The organism is Streptomyces sp. NPDC107528, assembly GCF_055639295.1.
The window spans coordinates 425181-451368 of record NZ_JBVKAV010000005.1; the positions used below are offsets into that span (position 1 = coordinate 425181).

The following is a 26188-nucleotide window of genomic DNA, read 5'->3' on the forward strand; positions in this document are numbered from 1 at the left end:
CACCGGTTCGATCACACTCATTTACGTTCGCCGATTACCAGTTGTCCGGCGACTGCCCTTGATCCCGGGACTACCAGTTGTCCGGCGACATGATGCGCTCGCGAATCCAGACTCCGGCGGGCTTCAGCGGTGAAGTGCCGGTCCAGGGGCCGGACCTGTCGCACGTCCCGGTCTTGAAGACGGCCCCGGAACGGTTGTCGTCGGAGAAGTTCCAGTTCGTCCAGCTGATCTTCTTGGAGGCCATGAGGTCGAGGTAGCGCTGCGACATGGCGAAGTCGTTGCTGCCCTCACCGGCGTAGTTCTGGGTGCCGAACTCGGTGACGAACACCGGGAGCTTGTCGGCGGCTCGGGAGAGCGTCGCCAGGTACTCGTCGCGGTGCGAGTACGCGTAGAAGTGGAAGGTGTACATGATGTTGGACGCCCTGACCGGGTTGTTCACCACTTCCGACTCGTTGGCGCCCTCGGAGACACCGAACGAGGACCATGCGCGGGTCCCGACCAGCACGGGAGCGTCGGAGTCGATGCTGCGGATGGTCGGGATGATCTGCTCCGCGTAGCTCTTGATCCGTGACCAGCTCACGCCGCTGGGCTCGTTGGCGATCTCGTAGAGGACGTTGTTCTTGTCCTTGTTGCGGTTGGCGATGTCGGTGAAGAACTGCCGGGCCTTGCTCAGGTTCGTGTGGGGGTCGCCCGGGGTGAGCATGTGCCAGTCGACGATCACGTACATGCCGCGGTCGGTCGCCTGCTGGATCAGGGAGTTCGCGAGGTTGGTGAAGTGCCGCGGGTTCGTCTCGTAGCCGCCCTCCTGCACGTAGGTCGAGACGCGCAGGACGTCGGCCTTCCAGTCGCCGGCCAGGGCGTCGAGCGAACCGCTGGTCAGGCAGTGCGGGTACCACTGGGTGCCGTGGGTGCTCATGCCTCGCAACTGGATGGGGTTCCCGCGGCTGTTGCAGAGCTTGGTGCCACAGACTCTGAGCTGGCCGTTGACGGAGACCGGCGTGGCGGCCGCGGCACGCTGATCCGTGCCGGCCGCTCGGGCGGTGCCGGTCGGGATGACGCTGAGGAGGAGCAGGAGGATGCTGCCGAGCGCGGCGGCTACCGCACCCTGCCGAAGCGACAGAGGTGATGCCCTCATATGAACCTCGTTCAGGTGGGGGATTGATAGGAAACTTTCCTAACCAGGAAAGCAGAGCCCACTTGGGGCTACAAGAGCCCTGTCGTCATCCACAATTGCTTCGGCATTCACAGAGATGTGGTTCGCTATGTGACTGAGAGGCATACGCGGAGCCGGGCCCTCCACCAAGGCACGAGCCTGGCGGCCGGCCCGGTTGAGGGTGCGTTGGAGCTGCGCGCCGGAGCTGCTCGCGGGAGCCGCTCGCCGAGCCGAGGGGCGTTTGTTGCGGTCTGGTGTCCGTTAGCCGGGCGTTCGGAGTGGTCACGCACCAGGCTCTCGGCGGACCGTGCGGCACGCCGACCCGGGTCCGGCAGGCCTGCGGAAACGCCGAACTGTCACTGGGGCGGCGTCCACCGCCCTCCGCTGGTCGCAGCCCTCAACAACCGGCTGCGACCAGTACGTTCATCGCCGGCCCTGGTCCCCGTCGTGTACGGACGTGAGTCCGTTGAAGACGCCCGTGTAGGCGGTGCCGTCAGGGCCGATGGTGACCGGGGCCCAGTTGTTGTCGTAGAGAAGGCCGGTCCCGACGAGTTGCTTCCACCGCGTGGCGCCGGTGCGGAAGTCGACGGCCGTCAGGTACCAGGCGGCGACGCCAATGGAGTTGGGGTCCTTGGTGTACAGGTAGATCAGGCCGTTGGCGGTGGAGAGCTTCGGCACGACGGACGGGGCTCGCTCGCTGCTCTCCCAAACGGTGTGGCATCCGCTGCCGTCGGGGCTGACGTCGATGCGGGTGACGCCACCGACGACGCTCTTTGCGAAGGTGAGCGATCCGACGTTCTCGTAGCCGTAGTTGTTCTCGACGACGAGGCTGTTGCCCCAGCTGATCAGGGAGTTGTCGGTCGTGGATGCGCCGGAGCCGAAGACCGGAACCTTGCACAGGACCCGCTCGCCGGCCGACACGCCGGTGCCGCGCCGGTAGACCAGCACGTTCATGCGGTCGTCGGCGTTGTCGGTGATCGCGACGTACTTCCCGTCGGGGCCGAAGATGTCCGGGGTGGTACCCGAACCCTGGTTGACGGAACCCGGCTTGCTGCCGGTGCCCCTGTCGTAGGCCTGCCGCCACACCACGGATGGTGTTCCGTCCGCAGCGGCGGTGAACTCGTACAGGGCATGGTCGGAGACGATCGACACACCGTCGACGGCAACCGAGAAGGAGTTCTGAATCTCCTCGCCGGCCAGACGAATCGAACGGACAGCGCCCGTTCCCGGGTCGACGGTACCGACCCGGCCTTGCCGGGTGACCCACCAGATGCGGCCCTGCCAGTCCGGCATCACCGACGTGATGGGGTCGCACTCCCCACTGGGGTACAGGTTGGTCCAAGTCACGCAGTCGTGCGGGGTGTGGCCGGTCAGGTCCCAGTCGTCGGCGACGGTGAACTCCCAGCTGCCGTCGGGCTGTTGTCGGTGGGCGAGACGGATGATGTGCTGCCGCGAGTCCGCGAGCACCAGGCGGTCCTCATCGTCCAGGTACGAGTACGCGCCCCCGGACGTGTCCTTGAAGATCCGGGAGAAGTCCAGCCGGGTGATCGCTTCCACGGTGGACGGGCGCTGCGGCAGCTTGTACTCCGCCAAGGTCGCGAGCGTACGGGGATCGAGCAGCTTGACCAGGAACCCGGTGAACGTCCCGCACACCGTGACGATCCGTCCTGCCCTGTCGAAGGTCACGTTCGCGCACTCGCCGCCGAGGGCCGCCATCTTCTCGCTGCCGACCTCCGGCCCATTACCCAGAGGGCCGCTCCACGGGTACGTCGCGCTGCCCCAGGCGTCGGCGTGCATGCCGCTGCGGCCGTTCGCTGCCATGTAGGGATGCCGAGGCGGCTGCTCGCCGGGCAACGGCTTGGGCTCGGCGGGTTCGCCCGAGTAGGAGGCGACGAGACGGTGGCCGGGCGCCTTCGGGATCGGGTCCGCCTGCCCGGGGACCGTGGCGGCCACCAGCGTGGCTGCCACGGCCAGGGCGACGGCCGAGGCACGTCTGACTGCTGGTAAGGACATGCGACTCCTTGGTTGCGTACGACGATGCCGCGCCGTCGGTGACGGTAGGAGCCGGCCCTTGAGGTGTCCACGCAGATGCGGGACTTTTCCAGGGACTGCAATCATTTGCCGGGCCGAGCGACCGCACTGGTCCGGGTTTCGGGCCACTCATTGCACGTGCCCATGTGCCTCTTCGGCAGCCGCCCGCGCTGCCCCCGGCGCACCGGACAGAAGGCGTTCCTCCCGCCGGCGCGGGAGGAACCGAAGGGGCAAACTCAGCCGCCGCTCTTTCGCCGGAATGACCGCTGACTGGCGGCCGGGCCGTGCGCACCCCGGATCTTCGACGCGTCGCTGCTCGCGGACAGGGTCGCCGCGTCCTCCTCCTGCCTGGCACGCTTGCGCGCCAGGGCCTCCCGGAACTTGCCCTTCAGGTCGTACTGGCCCTCCTCGTCGGGCGCCAGGGCAGGGCTCTCGGACTCGACCGGCTCCGAACCTTCTTGCTGTGGAGACTCTGTAGTCATGGCGACCTTCCTGGGTTCGGACAGTGTGAGCACAGCTTGTCATGCTGGGTCCCGTGCCGGCCCCGCGTCCGGCGTCGAGCGATCCGGCCCGCACACCCCGGCAGGGCGATGCACTCGGGGACGGGCGGGTAGAAGTGCGAGGTGACCGACCTCGTAAGGACCGCCCGGTGCTCCGCGCGGCGAACGTGGCGAGCCAAGTGCGCACCTCGTGCGCCGGGTTGCGATGTCGATCACCCGCTTGCGGGCGTGCCTCCCGGGACGTGGCTGTGGGGTGACGGCCGTTCAGCAGCATGTCCCGCTGCGCCGGGGCAGCCGCAGGTGGTGGTGCGGCCCGGCGGGTCGGTCGCCGAGCTCGGCTCGGCCAGGTCGGATCAGTTGGCCGGCCCCGTAGTTTGCCGTTGCTGGCGTGTGCGCGCGGGGCAGGTCACGAGCGGGTCGACGATGCTGCCGGAGCGCGGTGCTCTTTCGCGGAGGCTCCGGCTGTCCAGACACGCCGTGCGAGAGCGAGAGTCCGCACAGTGGCCAGGGGGATCGGCATGAGGGTGATGGCGACGCCGCCGACAGCGATCGAGTAGAAGCAGAAGCCGGCCACGGCGGGTTGTTGACCCGCATCGCCTGTAGCCAGCCACCGCAGCGCCAGGATCGTGGTGAGCAGCAAGGAGGTCGAAACGGCCGCCCAGAGCAGCGCGAGACCGGCGAGGAGCGCCGAGTTCCGCAGCCGCTTCCACGCGGCCGTCACCCATCCGTGCGGGTGGGTGACGGCCTGAGAGGCCAACTCGGCGACATCGTGCTCAAGACGCTCTGTGCTTCCTGCCGACGGCTGACCAGGCGCTTGGCGACTCGGTGATACTCCACCGCCCCTACAAGCCATAGCTTCTCAGGGGCGCTCTCCTTGCGCAGCAGGCATGCGCCGGACCACAGATCGCCGTGAGGGTGTCGGCGGCCCGCATGGATTGTGTGAGCCGCCGGTGCGGACGATGTGCTGCGGACCGCGGCTTGATCAGACCTGGTAGCGGTCGGCGGCGAAGAGGTGGAGGTTGTCGGCGACCCAGTCGGAGGCGCGCCGCAGTCCTTCGTCGAGCGGGACCCGCGGCTCCCAGCCGGCCCACTCCCGGGCGCGGGAGTTGTCGGACAGCAGCCGGTGGACCTCACTGCCCGTCGGCCGCAGCCGGCCCGGGTCGACGACGATCTCGGCGTCGCGGCCGGAGGCGTTGATGAGCGCCTTGGCGAGGTCTCCGACGGAGATCTCCTGACCGGTGCCGAGGTTGACGGCGTGGCCGAGGGCGCGATCGCAGGCGGCCAGGGCCAGGAAGCCGTGGGCGGTGTCCGTGACGTAGGTGAAGTCGCGGGTGGGCGTGAGCGAGCCGAGCTTGATCTGCCTTGCTCCGGCGTGCAGTTGGGACAGGATGGTGGGGATCACCGCACGGGCGGACTGCCGGGGGCCGTAGGTGTTGAAGGGGCGTACGACCGTCACCGGCAGCTCGAAGGCGTGCCAGTGTGACAGCGCCATCATGTCCGCGCCGATCTTGGAGGCGGAGTAGGGGGACTGCGGCTGGAGCGGGTGGTCCTCGCTGATCGGTGCGGTACGTGCGGTGCCGTAGACCTCGCTGGTGGAGGTGTGCACCAGGCGCCGCACCTGGTGCCGGCGGCAGGCCTCGGCCACGTTCTCGGTGCCGACCATGTTGGTCTGGACGTAGGCGCCGGGGGAGTCGTAGCTGTAGGGGATGCCGATCAGCGCGGCGAGATGGAAGACGGTGTCGCAGCCCTCGACCGCGTCCATGACCCGCCCCGCGTCCCGGACGTCGCCGGCGAGTATCTCGACGGGGCTGTGCGGGTCGGCGAGATAGGAGGCGAGGTGGCCCTTGTCGCCGTAGGGCTTGTAGTGGACGAAGGCGCGGACGCGGGCACCTCGGGAGACGAGCAGATCGACGAGAGTGGAACCGATGAAACCCTCGGCGCCGGTGACCAGCACGGTGCGTCCGGTCCAGTCGAAGTCGGCGGGCGTGGGCTGGGGAGCGGGGGTGGTCATCGGGCGATCTCCGTCTCGGTCGTCGTGGGAAGGATGGGGTGGCGGGAGGGGCGGCCGGCCAGACGCAGCACATGGGCGGCCAGCAGGTCGGCCGCCTGTGCGTGCCGGCCGGGGTGCGCGGCGGCGGACATGGCGGCCAGCCGGGACGGCTCGGCCAGCAGTGGCTCGGTGAGGACGGCCAGGCGGTCGGCGTCGGTTTCGGCGTCGGGCAGCAGCAGTCCGGCGCCCGCGTCGGTCAGGACCCTGGCGTTGTGGCTCTGGTGGTCGCCCGGCGCGTACGGGTAGGGCACCAGCACGGCCGGTGTACGGGTCGTCGCGAGCTCGGCGACGGTCGCGGACCCCGCGCGGCAGACCGCCAGGTCGGCGGCCGCGTATGCCAGGTCCATGCGGTCGAGATAGGGCACGGCGGTCGCCACCCGGTCGCCACCGGTTACGGCGAGCTGCCGGCGGGTCTCGTCCAGGGCGGCAGGCCCGGTCTTGATCAGCAGGTGTACGTCGGTCCGGTGCCGCCAGCGCTGGGCGAGGCCGGTGGCCGCTGCGGTGAGCCGCGCTGCCCCCAGGCTGCCGCCGTTGACCACCAGCAGTCGGCCCTCGACCGGAACCCCGAGCCCCCTCCGGGCCTCGGCGCGCTGCCCCGTTCGGTCCAGTGCGGCCAGTCCCGCTGCGATCGGCATGCCGACGACGTCGGCGTGCCGGCTGCCGGTCAGATGCCCCCGGCTCTCCTCGAAGGCCAGGGTGATCTGGTCGGTGAGCAGCGCGGCGAACCGGTTGGCACGTCCGGGGACCGCGTTCGATTCGTGGATGACGCTGGGCAGCCCGGCCATCCGCGCCCCGACGATCACCGGGGCGCTCGGGTAGCCGCCCATGCCGACCGCGACCTGCGCGCCCTGCGCGCGCAGCACCGCCTTGGCCTGGGTACCGGACTTGATCAGCGCCGCCGGCAGCAGGAAGCGTCTGGCGCCGAGCGACGGATCGAACGGGATCATGTCGACGGTGTGGAGGCGGTAACCGGCCTCGGGGATGAGCCGGGTCTCCAGCCCGCGCTCGGTGCCCACGAAGGAGATCACGGCGTCGGGCGCGGCTCGCCGCAGCGCGTCCGCCAGGGCCAGACCGGGATAGATGTGCCCACCCGTGCCGCCCGCGCCGATCACCACCGACAGCCGGGCCTGGGATATGTGCGATGTCCTCATGGCGATCACGCTGCTGACCGCCTCTAAGAAGTTCCTAAGAGCGCGTTTTGGCAGGCTGTCTGCCATGAGTGGTGATGGTGGGTGCCCGAGCGCACCGAAGGTTCTGGTGGTCGACGACGAGCCGGAGGTGCGGTACGCCGTGGAGGACGGGCTCGCGGTCGAGGGCTATCGGGTGCGCGGGGCGGAGGACGGCATGGCGGCGCTGACCGCCATCGCCGACTGGGAGCCCGACGCCGTGGTGCTCGACGTCATGCTCCCCGGCCTGGACGGCCTCGCGGTCTGCCGTTGCCTGCGTTCCCTCGGCGACCGTACGCCGGTGCTGGTGCTCACGGCGCTCGGCTCGGTCAGTGAGCGGGTGGACGGTCTGGAGGCAGGGGCCGACGACTACCTGGTGAAGCCGTTCGCACTGGACGAGCTGGTGGCACGGATCAGGGCCCTGCTGCGCCGTACCGCCGTGACCGAGCCGGACGCCGGGAGCGAGCTGGGCTTCGCCGACCTCGTGGTCGACCCGGCAACCCGGACCGGACGCCGGGCAGGGCGCGCGATCGAGTTCAGCCGCACCGAGTTCTCCCTGCTGGAGCTGCTGCTGCGGCACCCCGGACAGGTGTTGCCCCGGGAGACGATCCTGGAACGGGTCTGGGGCCGCGACTTCGGCCCCGAGTCCAACTCCCTCGCCGTCTACGTCGGCTATCTGCGCCGCAAGCTGGAGGCGGACGGCGAGACCCGGCTCGTCCACACGGTGCACGGAGTCGGCTACCGGCTGGACCTGGCATGACCGCACCACGACGCCACCGCTCGCAGCCCGAGCCGCAACGAAACGGTCGACGCCGGCACGCCCGATGGCTGCGTCGCCGCCCTCTGCGCACCCGCCTGACCGTGACCGCGTCCCTGGCGGTGGCGGCCGTCGCCGTAGGCCTGTGCGCCGCAGCCTTCCTGGTCATCCGTCACCAACTGCTCCACCAGCTCGACCTGCACCTGACCCAGTCGGCGCGACTCGCGGCCCAGCAGTACCGGCAAGAGCCGCCCGGCGTCGTGCAGGGCCAGTGCCGCTTCCTCGCCGCCCCGGCCTGCGCCCAACTGGTCCCCGCGCAGCCCGCTGACGACCCGGAGCAGCCGTACCTGCTGCCCGTCACCAGCACCACCCGCGAGGTCGCCGCAGGCGCCCACGGGCCCTACTACAGCGAGGTGCGACTGGCGGGCCACAGCGCCAGGATGCTCACCACGCCACTGGACGAAGGCCGAGCCATCCAGGTCGCCGTGCGTGCCGACACCGTCGACCGAGGGGTCCGGCAGGCCGCGGTACTGCTCACTGTCATGGGCGGGGCCGGCGTGGTGCTGGCCGGGGTGCTCGGATCCTGGGTTTCCCGCACAGGTCTGGCACCGGTCAGTCGGCTCACGGCCACTGCCGAGCGCATCGCCTCCACGCGTGACGCCCGGCACCGCATCGAGCTGCCGCCAAAAGGCTCTGGCAGAGACGACGAGATCACCCGCCTCGCGGCCTCTTTCAACACCATGCTGGACGAGTTGGAGAAGTCCGTCACCGCTCAACGCCGCCTGGTTGCCGACGCCTCCCATGAACTACGCACCCCGCTGACCGCTCTGCGCACCAACGCCGAACTCCTGACCAGGGCCTCCCGCCTCAACGACGCCCAGCGCGAGCGCGCGGCGAACGCGCTCGCCCGCCAGCTGCGCGAGGTGACCCTCCTGGTCAACGACTTGATCGAACTTGCCCGGGACGAGGAACCGGACCCGCTGATTGAGGACGTACGTCTGGCAGACGTCGTGGCGCATGCCGTCGACGCAGCCCGCGATCACTGGCCGGCCGTGCCCTTCGCGCTCTCGGCCGACCCCGGCGTGCGCAGCGCCACGGTCGCCGGTGTGCCTGCCCGGCTCTCCCGGCTGCTGTCGAGCCTGCTGGACAACGCCGCCAAGTTCAGCCCGCCCGGCCGGCCCGTCGAGGTCACCCTCACCACCGCCCCCGGCACGCTGGAACTGACCATCCGCGATCACGGACCCGGCATTTCCGACGAAGACCTCCCTTACGTGTTCGACCGCTTCTACCGGGCCCGCACCGCCCGTGCCCTGCCCGGCTCCGGCCTCGGACTGGCCATGGCCCGCCAGATCGCCCACGCACACGACGCCGAGCTGACGGCCGAGCACGCGTCCGGGGGAGGGGCGCTCTTCCGGCTGCGGGTTCCGTGTTGATGCGCTTGACGCTCCGGCGAACATGGCGACGGAGCGCCGCCTGTGCGGCAGTGGTCGGCGGTATGTGCCGTACGGCTATCCGAGGTTGCGGTCCGGCCTCGAACACCGCTGAGGACGTTGCCCGCCCGGCCGACCGTGGGTTGAACGGCTCATGGACGATTGGTTCGCAGCGCTGGACGGCGCGACCCCGACCCCGACCGACCCCGCGGGATGCCCCTACTGCGCCTGCCTCCTGGCCGCACACCCGGCTGACGGTGCCTCGCCCGAAGCAGAGGTGGGGGAGGACGGCGACAACTTCGCGAGTTGGCTGCGCTTGTGCATGGTGCTCGTCGCAGGGGTGAGCGTGGTGCTGACGTTGTCCGGAACGTGGGCAGGATGAGGTACGCAGGCACGTCAGGGCCGGCGTGGGACCGTGCCCCGCACGCCGCGGTTGGCCAGATGTCCATGGACAGATGCCGATGGTCAGATGCCGATGGTCAGATGCCGAACGATGTGGCGTAACGGTTCCGAGGGGCGGCGGGTGGCTGGCATCCTGCAACAGCGAAACCCGGACCCACTGTTGGGCAGTTGTTGGTCAGCGCATCCAGGCTCGGGTGCCGAACGAGGTGCATGCCTGTGAGGCGAGGAGGGCGGCGGCGTGCAGGCCTTGGACGAAGCTCTGTGAGGTCAGGTGCCGCTGGTCGGCAAGGTGATGGGTGAGGGCTCCGTGCAGGATGTCTCCCGCGCCGAGAGTGTCCGCCACCGGCACGGTGGGCACCGCGATGGTCCCGCTGTCGTCGGGGCCTGCCCACAAGATGGGCCCGCCTCCCTGCGTGACCGCCGTCCAGGAGACCCCGTGGCGTCCGAGAGATTGCAGAGTGTCGGTGGGGGTGCGAACGCCAGGCGGGTGGAAATCGGCGGAGCAGACGGCCACGTCGATCCACGGCAGGAGGTTCTGTGTCCCCGGCTTCCAGCTGCCTGAGTCGAGGACGGTGCGGCGGCCGGCGACTCGCGCGGCTCGGGCGGTGGCCGTGGCCAGTTCCATGTGATGGCCGTCGAGTTGGACGATGTCGCAGGCTGCCACCAGCGAGTCCAGATCGTCGGGTGGGGCGAACCTGTGTCCGGTTGCGTTGGTCGAGGCGACGGCGCGTTGTCCGCTGGAGGCGGTGACCATGATGGAGGACACAGCGGGCGGGTCGGTCGACGGAACCGCCAGGTCCGACACCGTCACTCCTGCCCGCTCCAGGTCGGCCTTGATCGCGAGCCCCAGCGGGTGGGAGCCGATCGCCGTGAGCAGCCTGGCTGCGCCGCCCAGGTACGCGAAGGTCACGGCCGCGTTCGCAGCCGGGCCGCCGGCGGCCACGGTCTGTTCGCGGGCGGTGAGTTTCTCGTCTGGCGCCGGGACGTGATCGACGAGCTGGATGACATCCAGTGTGCACAGGCCGACGAACAGCCCTTCAGGCCGGCTTCTCTTTCGTGGCCCCATCCAGTTACATCTCCTCTCGCCCCGGCGCCGCGCCCGGGGAGTCACGTCGTGGACTCGCCGCTTCCCGCCAGATCAACGGGCCCGGTTCCTTCTTCCGTGCCCCGGCCCGCGGTGACCCATCCGCCCGCCCGCTGGTGGCTTGAGCGCTGCGTCCGACGTGTCCCTTGCACAAACGCATTTCCTGATCACAACCCGTCGCGTTCGCCCTGACCATCGGTGTGGCGATCGACGCCTTGGCCATACGCGTGACGCTCGTACCGGCGGTGCTCGCTCTCGCCGGCCGGGCGCCTGGTGGCTGCCGCGCCGGCTGGACCGGAACCTGCCCGGTCTCGACGTCGAGGGAACCAGCCTTCGGAAGGCCCGGCGACGGATGACCGGCGACTCCGGGCCGTCACTTGGAGCCCTTGTCCCACGGCATCCGGTGGACTCGTCATGCGGTCGGCACCTCCAGGCGCAGGATCCCGTGCTCGGCGCTGGGCAGCGGCACAGCCCGGGACATCGATCTGATCGCCGGGCACAACCGGGACGAGTACCGTCTCTTCCTCTACCGTCTCTTCCTCGTGCTCGGCGGCCGTCGGTACAAGCGGGCGGCGACGTTGGAGAACCCGTCCGAGGGCTACGTGCGGATGGCTCGCGCCGATGTCGAACCGCGGAGCGATGGGGCGCAGCGTCAAGGGATCGCCGGATCGCTCCCCCGGTGAGGGCGAACTCTGCCAGGGCCGGGGTGGCCTCGGGGGCATATCCCCGTCCGTGGCGGGAAGCCGCGAAGCCGTATCCGATCTTGAGGGCGCCCTCGCTGGGCGGCCAGAACAGGCCGCTCGATCCGACCACCAAGCCGCTCTCGCGTTCGACGATCAGACAGTGACCATACGCTCCGAGCCAGGCGGTGTGCTGGTCGAAAGGCCCGCGATGACTCGATCGCGGCCAGCGGGAAAGTCGTCCGCCCAGTGCGGGGACCTGGTGTCGTGAAGGACACGGCAGGTGCTCCCAGCCTCCTCAAAACGGTGCGTCAGTTGACCGGGGCGGGCAACGACGCCCTCAGGGCCGGCTCGTGATTGACACCCCGGCACCGTCGCCGCGCTCATCCGTCGATCCGGTCTCCGATGGCTACCGCTGCGAGGCAGGACCGATGCCACGGAGGTTGAGCGCGTGGGTCAAGAGACTGTGGCCGCCGGCGGGTTCCATCGGTGGGTGCGCGGCACGTTGTGGGAGACGCCGTAGTCCTGCTTGAGCTGTTCGGGGATGGCGTAGTGCATGACTCGCCCGCGGGTGAGGGAGGACAGCTCGAGGATGGTGGTCAGGTGGCCGAGACGGTCCAGGGCCCAAGCGCCGAGCGGGGAGCGGTCCTCGATGGTTTCGAGGATGCCGAGGAGGTGGGGCAGAGTCCTGACTACGGTGTCCCATGGCGTCTGCGGCACGCGGAGCCAGTCGGCGCAGGTGTCGCCGATGAGGTGCCGGATGAGGGCGGAGACGATCGGATCGAAGAAGGTACCGGGCACGACCTCCTCGTAGAGGTCGATGAGTTGCCGGGTCAGGTGCGTGCCCTCCTCGGAGGGCCCCATGTGCCGGATCATGTAAAGATCGAGGAACGCGCGCGCCTCCTCCACGGTTTTGGGGACGGCGTCCTGGTCGACGCCGAGCATGGCACCGACGACGCGCCACGCGTAGTAGTAGGCTTCGGCGCCTTCCTGTGACATGTGGATGCCGAGACGGTGCAGGCTGTCCAGGACGAGCAGGGAGAAGAACATCTGACCGCCGATCATGTCCTCCTGGCAGATCGGCGTCCCCAGCCCGGTGCTGTCCCACCGGTCCTCGCGCTTGAGGTGGTGGCGGATGGAAGCGTGCAGGAGGCGCACCTTCTGGGCGGCGGGGATGAAGCGGCTGCCGCTCTCGAAGGCGCCCGGCTGCATCAGGTAGACGGTGAACTGACCCGTCTCCGCCATGCGTTTGGAGGGGTACTTCAGTCCATGGCTGGCCGACAGCAGTCTTGCGACGTGGGGGACGACGTAGCAGGCGGGCATGGAGGCGAAGGAGAGCGCGGTGGAGATGTGCACGTTGTTGTCGATGAAGAAAAGCCGGGCCTTTTCCATCTCCGCCCAGTCCACCCAGGACGGCGGGACTCGGGTGGCCTCAAGGTACTCCCGGGCGACATCGGGCAGCCCGTCCGGCAGGGGAGCCCCGGCGGTGGAGACGTAGCGCATCAGGGTGTTGAACGTACCTACCTGGCCGCTCTCGAAGAGTGCGGCGACGGTGGCGTCGGCGAGTTCGTCGCCGCCGCGCCGTAGGGAGTCCATGGCTGCCTCGGTGTAGTTCATGGCGGGGCTCCTTGCTTCTTCGGAACCGTCGACTACCGATGGGGTCGACGACCGATGGGGGTCGACGGCTGTTCGGAGGGCCGGCGGCCGGGCCTGGCGTGGCTGTGCCAACCGGGGTGCAGAGGTTCAGGACTGGCGGTCTGCCGCGGACTGCGCCAGCGTGGCCAGCGCGCTCGTGGCAAGTGCGGGTACGGTCAGCTCGTGGAGAGCGTCGAGTGCCTCCTGGACGCGTGCGCTGATCATGTCCTCGATGCGGTCGGGTGCCCCGAGCCGGCGCATCACCTCGCGCACCGCGTCCAGCGCGACCTCGTCCGGACGGCGCCGGCCGAGCAGGGCGCGCAGCCGTTCGCGGTCTCCGTCACCGGCAAGGCGCCAGGTCTCTGCCAGCAGGGTTGTGGGCCGGTGGCCGCGCACGTCGTCGGCGTTGGCCTTACCGGTGCGTTCCGGGTCTCCGAACAGGCCGAGCAGGTCGTCCCGCAGCTGGAACGCCTCGCCCAGCGGCAGCCCGTATGCGCAGTAGCCCTCACGCAGCCGCGCCCCTGCACCGGCCAGGGCGCCGCCGATCAACAGGGGCTGTTCGACGGTGTACTTGGCGGTCTTGTAGCGGATCACCTTCAGCGACGCGGTGGTGTCCGGACCGCCTCCGGTGCGCAGGATCTCCAGGCACTCGCCCGCGATCAGCTCGCGAGCCATCACCGACCACAGGGGGCGAGCCCGGGCGAGGTATGCGGCGGGCAGCCCGCTGGTGGCGAACAACTGCCCGGCCAGCGCCATCAGCAGGTCCCCGACCAGCATCGCCAGCGACCTCGCAGCGGCGTCGGTGCGCGGACGGCGCCGCACGGCACCACGCAGCGCGATGTGCGCTGTGGGGCGCCCGTGCCGCAGCGGACTGTCGTCGATGAGATCGTCGTGCACGACTGCGGCGGCATGCACCAGCTCCATGGAGGCCGCCGCCCGCACCAGTGCGTCGCTGTCCGGCTGCCCCACCGCACGCCAGCCCCAGTAGCAGAAGGCCGCCCGCAGCCGCTTGCCCTCCGCGACCGCCGCCTCCAACTGCTCGGCCACCGGGGTCAGGAGCGGATCGATCGCGGCGAACCGGTCGGCCTCCTGGGCGACGAACTGGTGCAGTACTTCGTCGATGCGGGCCTTGAATACGGCTGGCTCCCACCGGTCAGATGATGCCATCGGCGGCCTTCCGGGACCGGGCGTGCCGGGCGAGGATCTCTAGGTGGGCCGGGGGCACGGCAGCGTACCGATCCAGGGCCAGGCGCCCACGCGCCATCAGCTCGTTCTCGGCCTGCGCTGCCAGCTCTGCGGAATCCGAGCGGCGCAGCAGCCCTCGCAGCGTCCCCACTGCCGAGCCCAGCGTGCTCACCGCCAAATCGGTCAGCCCGGCCACGAGCAGCACCGCCTGCTCGTCCAAGCCGTCACGCCGTCCCGCTTGTCGCGTCATGGTTTCCCCCACCCCACAGAACGTCCTGGCGGCGCCGGTCACGCGCCGTGCTTTTGAGCATCGGTCAGACCGGGCGCGACAGCAGAAGAACTCACCATCGAGGGATCACCTCGCTCGGGAGTACGGATCAACGGCGGGGCATCCCTGGCCGACCTTGGCCCTGTCCGGCAAGTGCAGGTGTTCGCCCCGGAACTGTGCCCGCAGTGCTCGGTCATGCGTGACCAGGACGATGGCACCCGGGTAATGGGCCAGCGCGGCCTGCAGTTCTTCGACCAGCGCGGGGGAGAGATGGTTCGTCGGCTCGTCGAGCAGCAGGAGGTCGGTGGGCTCGGAGACAAGCCGTGCCAGTTCCACGCGGCGGCGCTGGCCGTACGACAATTCGCCGATGCGGAGACGGAGTTCCACCGGGCGGAAGAGGCCGAGGGCCAGCAGGGCGTCCGCGTGCTCGTCGACGGAGACCACACGGCCCAGCGCGAATGCCTCCGCCACCGTCAGGTCCGACGGCCATGGCGTCTCGTCCTGGCGCAGATGGCCCACCCGGCCCGGCACCCGCACCGAGCCCTCGTCGGGCGGCAACTCACCTGCGAGCAACTTCAGCAGCGTGGTCTTGCCCGCGCCGTTGGGGCCGGTGACCAGTAGCCGGCCGGAAGGGCCGAGACTGAGTGAGTCCAGGTGAAGGCGGTGTCCAACGCGTATGTCCGACAGCTGCACGGAGGGGAGCTCCGCCGCTGGCGTATCCGTACCGTCCCCCGCCGTCCCGATGCGCGCGGTGAAGGTCAGCGGCTGCGGTGGCGGCGCCACCGGGTTGGCCGTCAGCCGGCCGACCCGCTCGCGCGCGTTGCGGATACGGGCCATCGCGCCGTGCGCCCGGCCGCGGGCCCGGAAGCCGCCGTGGCCGAAGTTGGCCAGCGGTGCCTTGCGCGGGATGCCGTCGAGGCGGACCGCATGGCCGGCCGCCAGCCGCTCGTTGCGGGCCAGTTCGGCCCGCCACTCCTGGTACTCCTGGAGCCGGTTGCGGCGTTCCGCGGCCTTGGAGGTGCGGTAGCCGGCGTAGCCGTCTCCGTACCGCGTGACCCTTCCCGCCTCGGCCTCCAGGACCGTCGAGGTCAGGCGCTCCAGGAAGACGCGGTCGTGGGTGACCGCGAGCACCGTGCCGCGGTGTGCCCGCAGCTGCGCCTCCAGCCACTCCACGGCATGGTCGTCCAGGTCGTTCGTCGGCTCGTCCAGGAGCAGCAGCTCCGGACGGCCCGCGAGAACGGCTGCCAGGGCCAGTCGGGAGCGTTCCCCGCCGGAGAGGGTGCCGAGTCGCCGGTCGCGGGGGAGCGCGGGCAGGCCGAGATGGTGCAGGGCGAGGTCGACGCGGTGGTCGGCGTCGTAGCCCTCGCGCGCCTCGAAGCGTTCGAGGAGGGCGGCGTACGTAGCGAGCGCCGTCGGGTCCGCGCCTGCGCCGAGCGCCTGCTCGCATCGGCGCAGCTCGGTCTCCAATGCGCGCAGATCCGCGAGTGCCAGGTCGACGGCGTCCTGCACGGTGGCGGTCGGGGGCAGGGGGATGGTCTGCGGCAGGTAGCCGATGCCATCGGCGGCGGTCACGGTCAACTCGCCGCTGTCCGGGCGTTCCTGGCCTGCGATGAGCCGCAGAAGGGTGGACTTGCCGGAGCCGTTGTCACCGATGAGCCCGACCTTCTCGCCCGGCTTCAAGGCGAAAGAGACCTGGTCGAGGACGGTGCGGCCGGGATAGCGCTTGGTGACGTGGTGAAGGGTGAGTTGTGAGCAGTGCATGAGTGGGTCCCTCCTGGCCGCGGGCTTCGCCCCGGGCCGGGTCGGGTGGATGAGAGGGCACGGTGGGGCGCGGCGATGGCGGAGCGGTGCTCTACGCCGTCGGCGCCGGCTTTCTCACAGGGAACCCATGCGGAGGACGGTACGACATAGCGGAGGGTTTGGCAAGACGATACGTATCGTCACGTAGGGAGGTGTCACCGTTGTGGTGCCGCCTTACGGAGGCGGGTGCTGGTCATGGCGCTGCGCCGGCTGCGGCGTTTCAACTGCTCGGGGTTGCACGGCCGGAGCATCTGGTGGGCCCGGACGTAAGCGGAGGATCACCGAGGCCGCGGAGGGCCCGGTCGTCGTCATCCGGGTGTCCAAGACCTCCTCCACCGTATGTGCGCAGCCGCCGCGGCAGCCGCCCCGCGACCTGCCCGGTCCGGCGGCTCTGGCGCGTGTGGAAGGAAGCCGTACGACTCGACGACCCGGACCGCAGTGGTTCCTGTCCGGGGATCCGTTCCGCCGGCCCTCCTCACCTGTCTGTGGGGAACCCGGCGGTGAGATGGGCCGACAGCTGCCCCGGCGCGTCTTCCTGGAGAAGGTGGCCCGCGCCCTCGATCCAGTGCAGCTCGGCGTGTGGGATGCGCTGGTGCAGCCATTCGGCGTACTTCGGGGGGAGGATGCGGTCCTCGCGACCCCAGAGGAGGCGTACCGGAAGCGACATGCCACCCAGCAGGTGCTCGTACGCGGCGGTGTCCGCCTGCCTGATCTGGCTGTACTGGCGGTAGAACGCGGCCTGCCCTGCGGCCCCCCGCCACGGTGCGAGGAACGTTTCAAGCACTTCCGGCCGGAAGCCGATGTGCGTCGCGTGCCGCATATGGCTGGCGACGAGCGCTTCGTGCGCGTAGACCGGAAGCTGCTGGAAGACATCCGCGTGCTCCAGGACGAGTTGGAAGAGTCCTCGCTCCCAGTCACCGCCGCTCACTGCGTCGAAGAGGGTCAGGTCCCGGTAACTCCTCTCCTCCAGCAGCAGTGTCCGCAGTGCCACGGCCCCGCCGATGTCGTGGGCGACGACGCTCGGGTGGGACAGCTCCCAGTGGTCGAGGAGCCCTGCGAAGTTCCTCGCGTGAGCCGCAAGGCTGAGGTCCTGGCCCTCGCGCTGGTCCGACTGGCCGAAGCCGAGATGGTCGAAGACGAAGACCGTGCGAGTACGGGCGAGCGCTGGAGCGATGTCCCGCCAAAGAAAGGAGGAATACGGGGTGCCGTGCACCAGCACGACCGGATCCCCGCTGCCGAGGACGCCCCACCGCACCATCCCTTCAGGCGTCTCGAATTCCTCGCCAAGTGTCCAGTTCACCCTTGGTCTCCTCTTCTGCAGCGTGCACGGCACCTTTCACCAGGACCGCGGCCGATGCCGACCTGGCAAGACGTCCCGTGCCTCCCGACCTCATCAACGACACCCGTCCGGAAACGGGCGCTTTCCCGAGCCATCGACAACTGACTTCCCATTCTCTGGGGGAGGCTGTGTGGGGCGAGGCTCGAGCGGAGGGTCCGAGCAGCTCAGAGCCCATGCCGACCCACCTGGTTGGCGCAGTAGGTATGGCGCCGCCGCCGAATCGACTGGTCCTCAGGTGTTCTGTTCACACCCCTGCAGCAGACACAGCGAGGGCCGCCGTGGACGCTGGTGGGTCCGCGGCGGCCCTCGTGGGCGTGACAGTCGGTCAGTGGCTGCCGGCGAGTTCGCCGCTGAGCCTTTCGTGGATCTGGGCGCTCGGCTTGTTCAGGCCGATGATCTCGACGGCCTTGCCGCGCTGGGCGTACTTGGTCTCGATCGCGTCGAGTGCGGCGACGGAGGAGGCATCCCAGATGTGGGCGGCGCTCAGATCGATGACGACCTTTTCGGGGTCGGTGGCGTAGTGGAACTGGCGGACGAGGTCGTTGGAGGAGGCGAAGAACAGCTCGCCGGTCACGGAGTAGACCACGCTGCTGCCGTCGGGGTCGGTGACCGCTGTGACGTTCGAGAGGTGGGCGACGCGCTTGGCGAAGATGACCATGGCGGTGACGGAGCCGACGACGACGCCGATGGCGAGGTTGTCGGTGGCGACCACGCAGGTGACGGTGATGACCATGACGGCGATTTCCCCGGCCGGCATCCGCTTCAGCGTCTTCGGGGCGATGGAATGCCAGTCGAACGTCGCGAACGACACCATCACCAGCACCGCGACCAGGGCCGCCATGGGGATGGCGGACACGACCGGCCCGAAGACGATGCACAGCGGCGTCCGGTCACCCGATACGCGGGATCCGGACGACAAGGAGCCACCTTGTCAGTCTCTGCTGGTGGGACCTCAAGACCCGCGACGTTCTGCTGGTGGGACCTCAAGACCCGCGACGTCCCCGGCCGCGGCCCTTCTCGACGGCGCAGGGCCGGCGCTTCGTGGTGGATGAGGGCGGTCGGCGCAAGGCCACCAAACCTTCATCGCCCCGACCCTCTTGACCGACGTTTCCGAGGCACCGAGGTCGCCCGCGAGGAGATCGTCGGCCCGTTGATCACGGTCGAGGCCTACGCCGACGAGGAGGAGGCGGTACGACGGGCCAACGACGTCCCGGTCGGCCTGCAGGCGACGGTGCGGACGGAGAACGCCCGCCTCCTCAGTCACGACATCTCGGCGAGGCTCGACTTCGGGACCGTGTGGGCCAACTCCCATCTGGTACTGGCCGGCGAGGTCCCCCGGGGCGGCTTCAAGGGCTCCGGCTGCGGCCGCGATCTGTCGATCTACGCCTTGGACGACTACTCGCGGACCAAGCACGTCCTGCACAACCACGGGTGCTGACACGGGAGCTGGGAAAGCATTGGATGTGCGGGAGTGTCAACAACCCCCTGATCAGTCCCTTCGGCCTGAACAACCTGCTCTCCGTAACCGCATCGTGAGCACATCCCACGAGCCCGCCCACAGCGAGGACGCCTGCCCAAGGCCGCTCGGCGATCACCTCCGGCGCCGGTGATGTCGAGGCGGTCGGCGATCAGGGGGCGGTAGGCGCCCTTGGCACACCGACGGCCTGCCCAACAGCGCCACAGGCATGAACGACCCCTGCACTTCCCACTGTTCATCTGAGAGATCAGCTCGCCCCACATCGAGAACATCGCGGCACGGGGCGAGTCACCACCCGCGTGGAAGGCGTGGCAGGATCGCGGCCATGTCCCTCCGCGTTCCCCGCCTCTGGATCGGCTCGACCGAGATCATCGCCCTCGCCGACGCCGAGGGCCCGTTCTTCTCCCCGCGCACCGAGGCCTTCCCCGAGGCCACGGCAGCTCAGTGGGCCGAGGCCGACCGCTACGACCCGGGCGCGGTCGACGCCGAGGGCCGTTGGCGGCTCCAGTTCCGCGCGTACGCGATTCGCGGTGACAAAGGCCTCACCGTCGTGGACGCCGGGATCGGTCCGGCGGACAGCCCGGCCGGCTCGTGGGCGCCCGTGCCCGGCGCGCTCCCCAAGTCGCTCGCCGCCGCGGGCATCGACCCGGCCGAAGTCGACACCGTGGTGCTCACACATCTGCACACCGACCACGTCGGGTGGGCGGTCGTGACCGAGGCGGCCGTCCCATCGACGGGCGGCGCGGTGGACGGCGACGCTTCGACCGGCGGTGCGACCAGCGGCCGCCGCCCTTATTTCCCGAACGCCGAATACCTGCTCCAGCGGGCCGAGTTCGACGCCCTCGACGCGCTCAACCCGCGGCTTCGTGAGACCCTCACCGACCCGCTCGCGGCCGCCGGTCGGCTCCGGCTCCTCGACGGGGACGCACCGCTGCGCGCCGGGCGCGTGGTCGCCACGCCCGGTCACACGCCCGGACACCAGAGCGTGCTGGTCGCCGAGGGGCGGGAGCTGGCGCTCGTCACCGGCGACCTCCTGGTGCACGCGCTGCAGCTGCTCCACCCCGAGCTCGCCTACGCGCACGAGGCCGACCCTGAGGCGGCCAGGCACTCGAGGGAGCGCATGCTCGGCCGCGACACCGCCACCACGCTCCACCTGGCGACGCCGCATTTGACGGAGCCGTTCCTCTCGGCGTGATGGAGCCGCATGACGCACGGACAAGCGGCCGTTGACCCGATCAGCGAGCGGCGTCCAGGTTCACGGCCAGCTCCTCGGTCTCTGTCCAGAACCGTTCGTCGGCGTCCTGGAGCCGGGAGGCCGCCTGCTTCATGTGGGTCAGCGCGGCGGCGCGGGCCGCGTCCGGGTCGCCGGTGCCGATAGCCGCGAAGATGGCGTGGTGTTCCTTGCGGACCTCTTCGATGAAGTCGCCGCGGCGGGCCTCGTTGGCGCGGGTGACGCGGATGCCGCTGCGCATGACCTCGCCCAGGTACCGCATGGTCGAGACCATGACCGCGTTGCCGGTCGACTCGGCGATGGATCGGTGGAAGGCCAGGTCCTCCTCCACACCGTCACCGCCGGCCGCGACCGCCGCGTCGATCGCGTCCAGGGCCGCCCGCATGCGGGAGAGGTCGGCGGCGGTGGCGCGGGTGGCCGCGAGGGACGCGGCCTCGCCCTCCATCGCGCGCCGCACTTCCACGATCTGCAGGACCTTGGACTTGGTGTCGGCGGCCTCGGCCTCCAGGTCGAGCGGCCGGGTGCGGCGCGGCAGGATGAACACGCCGCGGCCCTGGCGCGGCTCGACCAGGCCGGCGTTGCGGAGCCGGGACACGGCCTCGCGCACCACCGTACGGCTGACGCCGAGCTGCTTGACCAGCTCGACTTCCGTCGGCAGCTTGTCGCCCTGGGCCAGCCGTCCGGACTCGATTTCCTCCGCGAGGATCGCGGCGACCTGATCCGCGAGCCGGACGGGACCGCTCACCTTGGAAAACATGGTGTTCAGTCTATCGGCGCGGGTCCAGTCGAACTCGCCGCGAGCGGCTCGACGACCGCCTCCGGGTGCGCCTCGATGTAGTCGCGTACCACCGACTCGAAGCTCGGGTCGGGCTCCAGGCCGAGGGCGGCGGCGCGGGCGTTGTCGAACTCGGCGGGCCATGAGCCCACGATGGCCTCGACCGCCGGGTCGGGTGAGATCGTCACCAGGTCGGCGACGGAGTCCCCGGCGACGCGCCGCACTGTGGCCAGTATGTCGGCGACGGACACGGTGAGCGCCGGCAGGTTGACCGGCAGCCCGCCGTCGATCCGGCCCGGACCGGAGCCCCGCTCGGCCTCGGCGATGCGCAGGATGCCCTCGACGGTGCGTTGCGGCGAGGCCAGGGCCACCCGCAGGGCGGGATCGACCGGGCAGGTCGCCGGCAGGCCCGCCAGCGGTTCGCGGACGATCCCGGACAGGAAGCCGGAGGCGGCCGCGTTCGGCTTGCCCGGCCGCACCGACACGGTCATCAGCCGGGCCACCCGCCCGTCGAGGAAACCGCGCCGCGTGTACTCGGCGACGAGTTGCTCGCAGACCAGCTTCTGCGTCCCGTAGCTCGACCGTGGGCTCGGCAGCGTCGCCTCGCTGACCACCGGCGGCAGCGGCAGCGTCGGGTCGGAGCCGTACACCGCGACGCTGCTGGAGAACACGACGCGTACCGTCGGCCCGCCGGCGGCCGACTGCGCCCGCGCGGCGTCGAGCAGCGCCCTGGTCGTGTCCAGGTTGGCGCCCATCCCGAGGTCGAAGTCGGCCTCGCACTCGGCCGAGACCGCGGAGGCGAGATGGATCAGCACGTCCACCGGCTCCGCGAACACCTCACCGATCCGGTCGGCCAGATCGCCCTGCACGATGTCGACCAGCGGATCGGCCGCTTCGGGTGCCTCCAGCGGGACGAACCGGTCGGCGAGGACGAGCCGGTCGACGGGCGCGCCGCGGAACGTCCGGCGCTCCAGCAGTGCGGCGGCGACCCGGCGGCCCAGGAAGCCGAAGCCACCTGTGATGACGATCCTCATGCGGTTTCTTCTCCTCGGAATCCTCGGACGTGCAGGTTGTTCTTCAGCCAGGCGAGCCCTTCGCTCGTACCGGCGCGGGGGCGGTACTCGCAGCCGATCCAGCCGTCGAAGCCCAGCTCGTCGATGACGGAGAACAGATGGCCGATGGCGAGTTCGCCCTGGTCGGGCTCATGGCGGTCGGGCACGCCCGCGATCTGCAGATGGCCGACCCGGCCGGTCGGCAGGTCCCGGCGCAGGGTCGTGGTGAGGTCACCCTCGACGATCTGGCAGTGGTAGAGGTCGAGCTGCACCTTGAGATTCGGCGCGCCCACCGAGTGGACCACGGCGTGCGCCTCGGACTGCCGGCTCAGGAAGTAGCCGGGCATGTCACGGTGGTTGATCGGCTCGATCAGGATGTCGACGCCGACCGCGGCGGCCTTCTCGGCGGCCCAGGTGAGATTGGCCAGGTACGTGTCCCGGGCCGCGGACACGGCGTCGGGCCCGACCAGTCCGGCCATCACGTGCACCCGGGGGCTGCCGAGGGCCGCCGCGTACTCCAGGGCCCGTTCGATCCCGGAGCGGGTCTCGGCCTCGCGCCCGGGCAGCGCCGCGGTACCGCGCTCGCCGGAGTCCCAGGCGCCGGGCGGTGCGTTGAACAGGACCTGGCGCAGGCCGTTCTCGTCGAGCAGCCGGCGCAGTTCGGCGGCCTCGTAGGCGTACGGGAAGAGGTACTCGACGGCCTCGAAGCCGTCCGCCGAGGCCGCGGCGAAACGGTCGGGGAAATCGTGCTCGGTGTACATCATCGACAGGTTCGCGGCGAACCTCGGCATGGTGTGGCTCCTCGGTCGGGCCGGTGGTTGACGATCCGGCCCGGCTAGCGGTTGACGATCTGCTTCTTCGTGGTGAGGACCGCGCCCGCGCCGACGACGAGGCTGAGCGCCAGCACGTACATCGGGAGCTCGGTCGAACCGGTCGCGTCCTTGAGCGCGCCGATCATGTAGGGGCTGACGAAGCCGGCCAGGTTGCCCACCGAGTTGATGACGGCGAGACCGGCCGCCGCGGCGGTGCCGCCCAGGAACGCGGTCGGCAGCGACCAGAACAGTGGGGCACAGGTCAGCACACCGGCCGCGGCGAAGGACAGCGCGGCCAGGGACAGTGCGGTCGACCCGGACCAGCTCGCCGCGAGCGAGAAGCCGACGGCGCCCATCAGCGACGGGATCACCAGGTGCCAGCGGCGCTCACGGAGCTTGTCCGCGGACCGTCCGAACACGTTCATCGCGACGAGTGCGGCAAGGAACGGCACGGCGCTCAGCACACCGATCGCGAGGCTGCCCTCGATGCCGGTGGACTGGACGAAGGTGGGCATCCAGAAGGTCAGGGCGTACTGGCCCATCACGAAGCAGAAGTAGATGAGGCACATCAGCCACACCTTGGGCTCGCGGAAGGCGCCCCATACCTTGCCGTGCACGGTCTGGTGCGCGGTGTCCTCGGCGATCGCCCGCTCGACGATGCCTTTCTCCTCGTCGCTGAGCCACTTCGCGTCGCGCACTCCGTTGTCGAGGTAGAAGAGCGTCGCCACACCGATGATCAGCGCCGGGATGGCCTCCAGCAGGAACATCCACTGCCAGCCCTGCCAGCCGTTCACGCCCTGGAAACGGTCCATGATCCAGCCGGAGAGCGGGTTGCCGAAGATGCCGGCGACCGGGATCGCGGACATGAACAGCGCGATCACCCGGGCCCGCCGGTGCGAGGGGAACCAGTAGGTGCAGTAGAGGATCACGCCCGGGTAGAAGCCGGCTTCCGCGGCACCGAGGAGGAACCGGAGCACGTAGAACGTGGTCTCGCTGTTGACGAACATGAACGACGCCGAGACCAGGCCCCAGGTGATCATGATCCGGGCGATCCAGGTACGGGCGCCGATCCGCTGCAGCATCAGGTTCGACGGCACCTCGAAGAGGAAGTAGCCGATGAAGAACAGACCGGCGCCCAAGCCGTACGCGGCCTCGCTGAACCCCAGGTCGTCCGACATCTGCAGCTTGGCGAAGCCGACGTTGACGCGGTCCAGGTACGAGAAGACGTAGCAGAGGATCAGAAAGGGGACGATGCGTCGTACGACCTTGCGGAAGACGGCGTTCTCACGGGCGAGGTCGGGGGTGGCCTCGTCCGTCGTCGCAGACAGGGACATGGAGCAATCCTTCGTAAGCGGCTCAGGGGATTCTCTGACGGGGTGGGGGCTGGTCACCACGCTGCTCGGAACGTGGACCTCAGTTCGTCGATCGCGTGACGGGGGAGTGGCTCAGGGCGACGATCGGTCAGGAGCCAGAGACGGGCCGTCTCCTCGAGTTCCTCGAGGACGGCGAGGGCGGTGGCCGGGTCGGGACCCCAGACGACGGGGCCCAGACGTTCCAGCAGCACGGCCCGGATCGGAGTGCCGCCCGCCGCCCGGTCGGCGATCCGGGCGGTCACCAGGTCGGTCACGCGCGGATCGCCGGGCCGGTGGTAGGGGACGAGCGGAACGTGCCCCACCTTCATCACGTAGTACGGCGTGATGGGCGGGAGCACGTCGTCCTGGTGCCACACACCGGCCAGGGTGAGCCCGACCAGGTGCGTGGAGTGGGTGTGGATGACGAACCGGGCCGCGGGGTCGGCCTCGTAGATGCGCCGGTGCAGCGCGAGGGTCTTGCTGGCGCGGTCGCCGGCCACCTGCTCACCGGAGGCGTCGACCAGCGCGAGCCGGTCGGGGTCGAGGAAGCCGAGGGCGGCGTCGGTGGGCGTGATCAGGTGGCTGTCGCCGACCCGCGCGCTGATGTTTCCGGCGCTGGCGTGCACATATCCCCGGGCGAACAGGCTGGTGCCGACCCGGACGATCTCGCGGCGCGCGGCGTCCACGGCGGTGTCCGGTGTGGTGTCCGTGGTCACGTCGGTGGTCACGACGCCTCCCCGTCCAGGAGGGCCAGCGAGTCCGTGAAGAAGTCGGGGCCGCCGAAGTTGCCGGATTTGAGGGTGATGTGGAGGGTGTCTCCGCCGGGCAGCGTTGCCGCGCACCACGGCACTCCGGGTGCGATCTGGGGTCCGATACGGAGCCGGGTGATGCCGAGCGCCTGGACGACGGCGCCCGAGGTCTCGCCGCCCGCGACGACGAGCCGGCGGACCCCGCGGTCCACGAGTCCCCGCGCCACGCGGGCCAGTGTCCGCTCCACCAGCTCACCGGCCTCGGCGGCACCGAGCCGGCCTTGGACGGCCCGTACCGCGTCGGGTGCCTCGGTGGAGTGGACGAGGACCGGCCCGTCCGCGAGGTGCGCGTCGGCGAAGGCGAGCGCCTGCCCGGCCACGTCCTCACCGGCCGCGATCCGCAGCGGGTCCACGCTGTAGGCGGGCCGTCCGGTGCGCAGGAACTCCAGCACCTGCCCGTTCGTGGTGTCGGACACCGAGCCGGAGACGACGGCGGCATGCCCGTCGGCCGGCGGCAGTTGTGCGGCCGCGGCGGACGGCTCGAAGCCCCAGTTCGCGGGCAGCCCGATCGCGAGTCCGGAACCGGCTGTCACGAGCGGAAGGTCCCGTACGGCCTCGCCCAGCCGCACGAGGTCGTCGTTGGACACGGCGTCGACGATCGCGACCCCGGCACCCTCCTTGCGCAACTCGTCGAACCGGGTCCGGACGGCATCGCCGCCGCCCGCGACGACGGTGTGGTCGACGAGACCGACGGGCCGCCCGGTCTGCGCCCGCAGTACGGACACGAGGTTGGAATCGGTCATCGGCGTGAGCGGATGGTGCCGCATCCCACTGTCGCTGAGCAGCACGTCACCGACGAAGAGGTGACCCTTGAAGACAGTGCGGCCGTTGTCGGGGAACGCCGGAGTGGCGATCGTGAAGTCCGCGCCCAGGGCGTCCATCAGCGCCTCGGTGACCGGGCCGATGTTGCCCGCGGGGGTGGAGTCGAAGGTGGAGCAGTACTTGAAGTAGATCTGCTCGGCGCCGGCGGACCGCAGCCAGGCGAGGGCCCGGAGTGAGGCGTCGACGGCGTCGGACGTGGGGGTCGTCCGCGACTTGAGGGCGATGACGACGGCGTCGGCGTCGATGGCCTGCCCGTCGATCCGGTCCTCCGGTACGTCGATCAGCTGGACGACGCGCATGCCCGCACGCACGAGGTTGTTCGCGAGGTCGGTGGCGCCGGTGAAGTCGTCGGCGAGGCAGCCGAGTCGGATTCCCATG

Annotated in this window: 25 protein-coding genes and 2 pseudogenes; 7 read left to right on the forward strand and 20 right to left on the reverse strand. The window is 70.1% G+C overall.

Going from position 1 to position 26188, the window contains the following annotated elements:
- Positions 1 to 70 precede the first annotated feature (70 nt).
- From ACZ7L5_RS18835 to ACZ7L5_RS18860, 6 genes are all read right to left on the reverse strand, one after another.
- Entirely contained in the window at positions 71 to 1135 is a 1065-nt protein-coding gene (locus ACZ7L5_RS18835; protein WP_471517920.1) for a glycoside hydrolase family 5 protein, read from the reverse strand.
- A 441-nt stretch (positions 1136 to 1576) separates the two neighbouring features.
- The gene (locus ACZ7L5_RS18840) at positions 1577 to 3166 is read right to left on the reverse strand and encodes a hypothetical protein (protein WP_471517922.1); all 1590 of its coding nucleotides are present in this window, start codon (positions 3164 to 3166) and stop codon (positions 1577 to 1579) included.
- Positions 3167 to 3420: 254 nt separating this feature from the next.
- Complete coding sequence (locus ACZ7L5_RS18845) at positions 3421 to 3666, reverse strand: DUF5302 domain-containing protein (protein ID WP_365056385.1); 246 nt, start codon at positions 3664 to 3666, stop codon at positions 3421 to 3423.
- A 424-nt stretch (positions 3667 to 4090) separates the two neighbouring features.
- Positions 4091 to 4441 carry a hypothetical protein gene (locus ACZ7L5_RS18850; protein ID WP_471517924.1) on the reverse strand — a complete coding sequence of 117 codons (351 nt, stop codon included), beginning with the start codon at positions 4439 to 4441 and terminating at the stop codon, positions 4091 to 4093.
- A 225-nt stretch (positions 4442 to 4666) separates the two neighbouring features.
- The gene (locus tag ACZ7L5_RS18855) at positions 4667 to 5695 is read right to left on the reverse strand and encodes a GDP-mannose 4,6-dehydratase (protein ID WP_471517926.1); all 1029 of its coding nucleotides are present in this window, start codon (positions 5693 to 5695) and stop codon (positions 4667 to 4669) included.
- Entirely contained in the window at positions 5692 to 6885 is a 1194-nt protein-coding gene (locus ACZ7L5_RS18860; RefSeq protein WP_471517928.1) for a UDP-N-acetylglucosamine--N-acetylmuramyl-(pentapeptide) pyrophosphoryl-undecaprenol N-acetylglucosamine transferase, read from the reverse strand. The genes ACZ7L5_RS18855 and ACZ7L5_RS18860 overlap by 4 nt, the downstream gene beginning before the upstream one ends.
- 64 nt (positions 6886 to 6949) lie before the next feature.
- On the opposite strand from ACZ7L5_RS18860, the gene ACZ7L5_RS18865 reads away from it, so the two are divergent.
- From ACZ7L5_RS18865 to ACZ7L5_RS18875, 3 genes are all read left to right on the forward strand, one after another.
- The gene (locus ACZ7L5_RS18865; protein WP_471517930.1) at positions 6950 to 7660 is read left to right on the forward strand and encodes a response regulator transcription factor; all 711 of its coding nucleotides are present in this window, start codon (positions 6950 to 6952) and stop codon (positions 7658 to 7660) included.
- On the forward strand, positions 7657 to 9090 hold the full coding sequence (locus ACZ7L5_RS18870) for a sensor histidine kinase (RefSeq protein WP_471517932.1): 1434 nt from the start codon (positions 7657 to 7659) through the stop codon (positions 9088 to 9090). The genes ACZ7L5_RS18865 and ACZ7L5_RS18870 overlap by 4 nt, the downstream gene beginning before the upstream one ends.
- A 151-nt stretch (positions 9091 to 9241) precedes the next feature.
- Positions 9242 to 9469 carry a hypothetical protein gene (locus ACZ7L5_RS18875; RefSeq protein ID WP_471517934.1) on the forward strand — a complete coding sequence of 76 codons (228 nt, stop codon included), beginning with the start codon at positions 9242 to 9244 and terminating at the stop codon, positions 9467 to 9469.
- Positions 9470 to 9664: 195 nt separating this feature from the next.
- Here the strand turns inward: ACZ7L5_RS18875 and ACZ7L5_RS18880 are convergent, their stop codons facing one another.
- Positions 9665 to 10555: a PfkB family carbohydrate kinase gene (locus ACZ7L5_RS18880; RefSeq protein WP_471517936.1), complete on the reverse strand. Its 891-nt coding sequence runs from the start codon at positions 10553 to 10555 to the stop codon at positions 9665 to 9667.
- A gap of 218 nt (positions 10556 to 10773) precedes the next feature.
- Here ACZ7L5_RS18880 and ACZ7L5_RS18885 point away from each other — a divergent pair, with 218 nt between their 5' ends.
- Entirely contained in the window at positions 10774 to 10929 is a 156-nt protein-coding gene (locus ACZ7L5_RS18885; protein WP_471517938.1) for a hypothetical protein, read from the forward strand.
- A 30-nt stretch (positions 10930 to 10959) separates the two neighbouring features.
- On the forward strand, positions 10960 to 11256 hold the full coding sequence (locus ACZ7L5_RS18890; RefSeq protein WP_471517940.1) for a hypothetical protein: 297 nt from the start codon (positions 10960 to 10962) through the stop codon (positions 11254 to 11256).
- A 52-nt stretch (positions 11257 to 11308) separates the two neighbouring features.
- Here ACZ7L5_RS18890 and ACZ7L5_RS18895 read toward each other — a convergent pair.
- The 7 genes and pseudogenes from ACZ7L5_RS18895 to ACZ7L5_RS18925 form a co-directional block, all read right to left on the reverse strand.
- A pseudogene (locus ACZ7L5_RS18895) lies at positions 11309 to 11386 on the reverse strand (GNAT family N-acetyltransferase); the annotation flags it as partial.
- A 323-nt stretch (positions 11387 to 11709) separates the two neighbouring features.
- Complete coding sequence (locus tag ACZ7L5_RS18900) at positions 11710 to 12870, reverse strand: oxygenase MpaB family protein (RefSeq protein ID WP_471517942.1); 1161 nt, start codon at positions 12868 to 12870, stop codon at positions 11710 to 11712.
- Positions 12871 to 12996: 126 nt separating this feature from the next.
- A complete protein-coding gene (locus ACZ7L5_RS18905; RefSeq protein ID WP_471517944.1) occupies positions 12997 to 14055 on the reverse strand; it encodes a polyprenyl synthetase family protein in 1059 nt (352 codons plus the stop codon).
- Positions 14042 to 14323: a polyprenyl synthetase gene (locus tag ACZ7L5_RS18910; RefSeq protein ID WP_471517946.1), complete on the reverse strand. Its 282-nt coding sequence runs from the start codon at positions 14321 to 14323 to the stop codon at positions 14042 to 14044. The genes ACZ7L5_RS18905 and ACZ7L5_RS18910 overlap by 14 nt, the downstream gene beginning before the upstream one ends.
- Before the next feature lie 105 nt (positions 14324 to 14428).
- Entirely contained in the window at positions 14429 to 16102 is a 1674-nt protein-coding gene (locus ACZ7L5_RS18915) for a TlrC/CarA/OleB/SrmB family ABC-F type ribosomal protection protein (protein ID WP_471517948.1), read from the reverse strand.
- Positions 16103 to 16616: 514 nt separating this feature from the next.
- A complete protein-coding gene (locus ACZ7L5_RS18920; RefSeq protein WP_471518129.1) occupies positions 16617 to 17399 on the reverse strand; it encodes an alpha/beta fold hydrolase in 783 nt (260 codons plus the stop codon).
- Positions 17400 to 17805: 406 nt separating this feature from the next.
- Positions 17806 to 18360, reverse strand: a pseudogene (locus ACZ7L5_RS18925) (STAS domain-containing protein); the annotation flags it as partial.
- A 270-nt stretch (positions 18361 to 18630) separates the two neighbouring features.
- Between ACZ7L5_RS18925 and ACZ7L5_RS18930 the strand changes: the two are divergent.
- Together ACZ7L5_RS18930 and ACZ7L5_RS18935 are read left to right on the forward strand one after the other, a co-directional pair.
- Positions 18631 to 18918, forward strand: coding sequence for an aldehyde dehydrogenase family protein (locus tag ACZ7L5_RS18930; protein ID WP_471517950.1), 288 nt, complete (start codon positions 18631 to 18633; stop codon positions 18916 to 18918).
- 364 nt (positions 18919 to 19282) lie between these two features.
- Positions 19283 to 20152 (forward strand): MBL fold metallo-hydrolase, encoded by an 870-nt coding sequence (locus tag ACZ7L5_RS18935; protein ID WP_471517952.1) that lies wholly within the window; start codon positions 19283 to 19285, stop codon positions 20150 to 20152.
- Between the two features lie 40 nt (positions 20153 to 20192).
- On the opposite strand, the gene ACZ7L5_RS18940 is transcribed toward ACZ7L5_RS18935, so the two are convergent.
- The 6 genes from ACZ7L5_RS18940 to otnK are packed head-to-tail and all read right to left on the reverse strand — an operon-like array spanning position 20193 to position 26187.
- Complete coding sequence (locus ACZ7L5_RS18940) at positions 20193 to 20945, reverse strand: FadR/GntR family transcriptional regulator (RefSeq protein ID WP_471517954.1); 753 nt, start codon at positions 20943 to 20945, stop codon at positions 20193 to 20195.
- Between the two features lie 5 nt (positions 20946 to 20950).
- A complete protein-coding gene (gene denD / locus ACZ7L5_RS18945; RefSeq protein WP_471517956.1) occupies positions 20951 to 21997 on the reverse strand; it encodes a D-erythronate dehydrogenase in 1047 nt (348 codons plus the stop codon).
- Positions 21994 to 22806 (reverse strand): 2-oxo-tetronate isomerase, encoded by an 813-nt coding sequence (gene otnI, locus ACZ7L5_RS18950; protein WP_471517957.1) that lies wholly within the window; start codon positions 22804 to 22806, stop codon positions 21994 to 21996. Before otnI ends, denD begins: the two co-directional genes overlap by 4 nt.
- 44 nt (positions 22807 to 22850) lie before the next feature.
- Entirely contained in the window at positions 22851 to 24161 is a 1311-nt protein-coding gene (locus ACZ7L5_RS18955) for an MFS transporter (protein ID WP_471517958.1), read from the reverse strand.
- A gap of 53 nt (positions 24162 to 24214) precedes the next feature.
- Complete coding sequence (locus ACZ7L5_RS18960; RefSeq protein ID WP_471517959.1) at positions 24215 to 24907, reverse strand: class II aldolase/adducin family protein; 693 nt, start codon at positions 24905 to 24907, stop codon at positions 24215 to 24217.
- Complete coding sequence (gene otnK, locus ACZ7L5_RS18965; protein WP_471517960.1) at positions 24904 to 26187, reverse strand: 3-oxo-tetronate kinase; 1284 nt, start codon at positions 26185 to 26187, stop codon at positions 24904 to 24906. The genes ACZ7L5_RS18960 and otnK overlap by 4 nt, the downstream gene beginning before the upstream one ends.
- Position 26188: the final 1 nt, after the last annotated feature.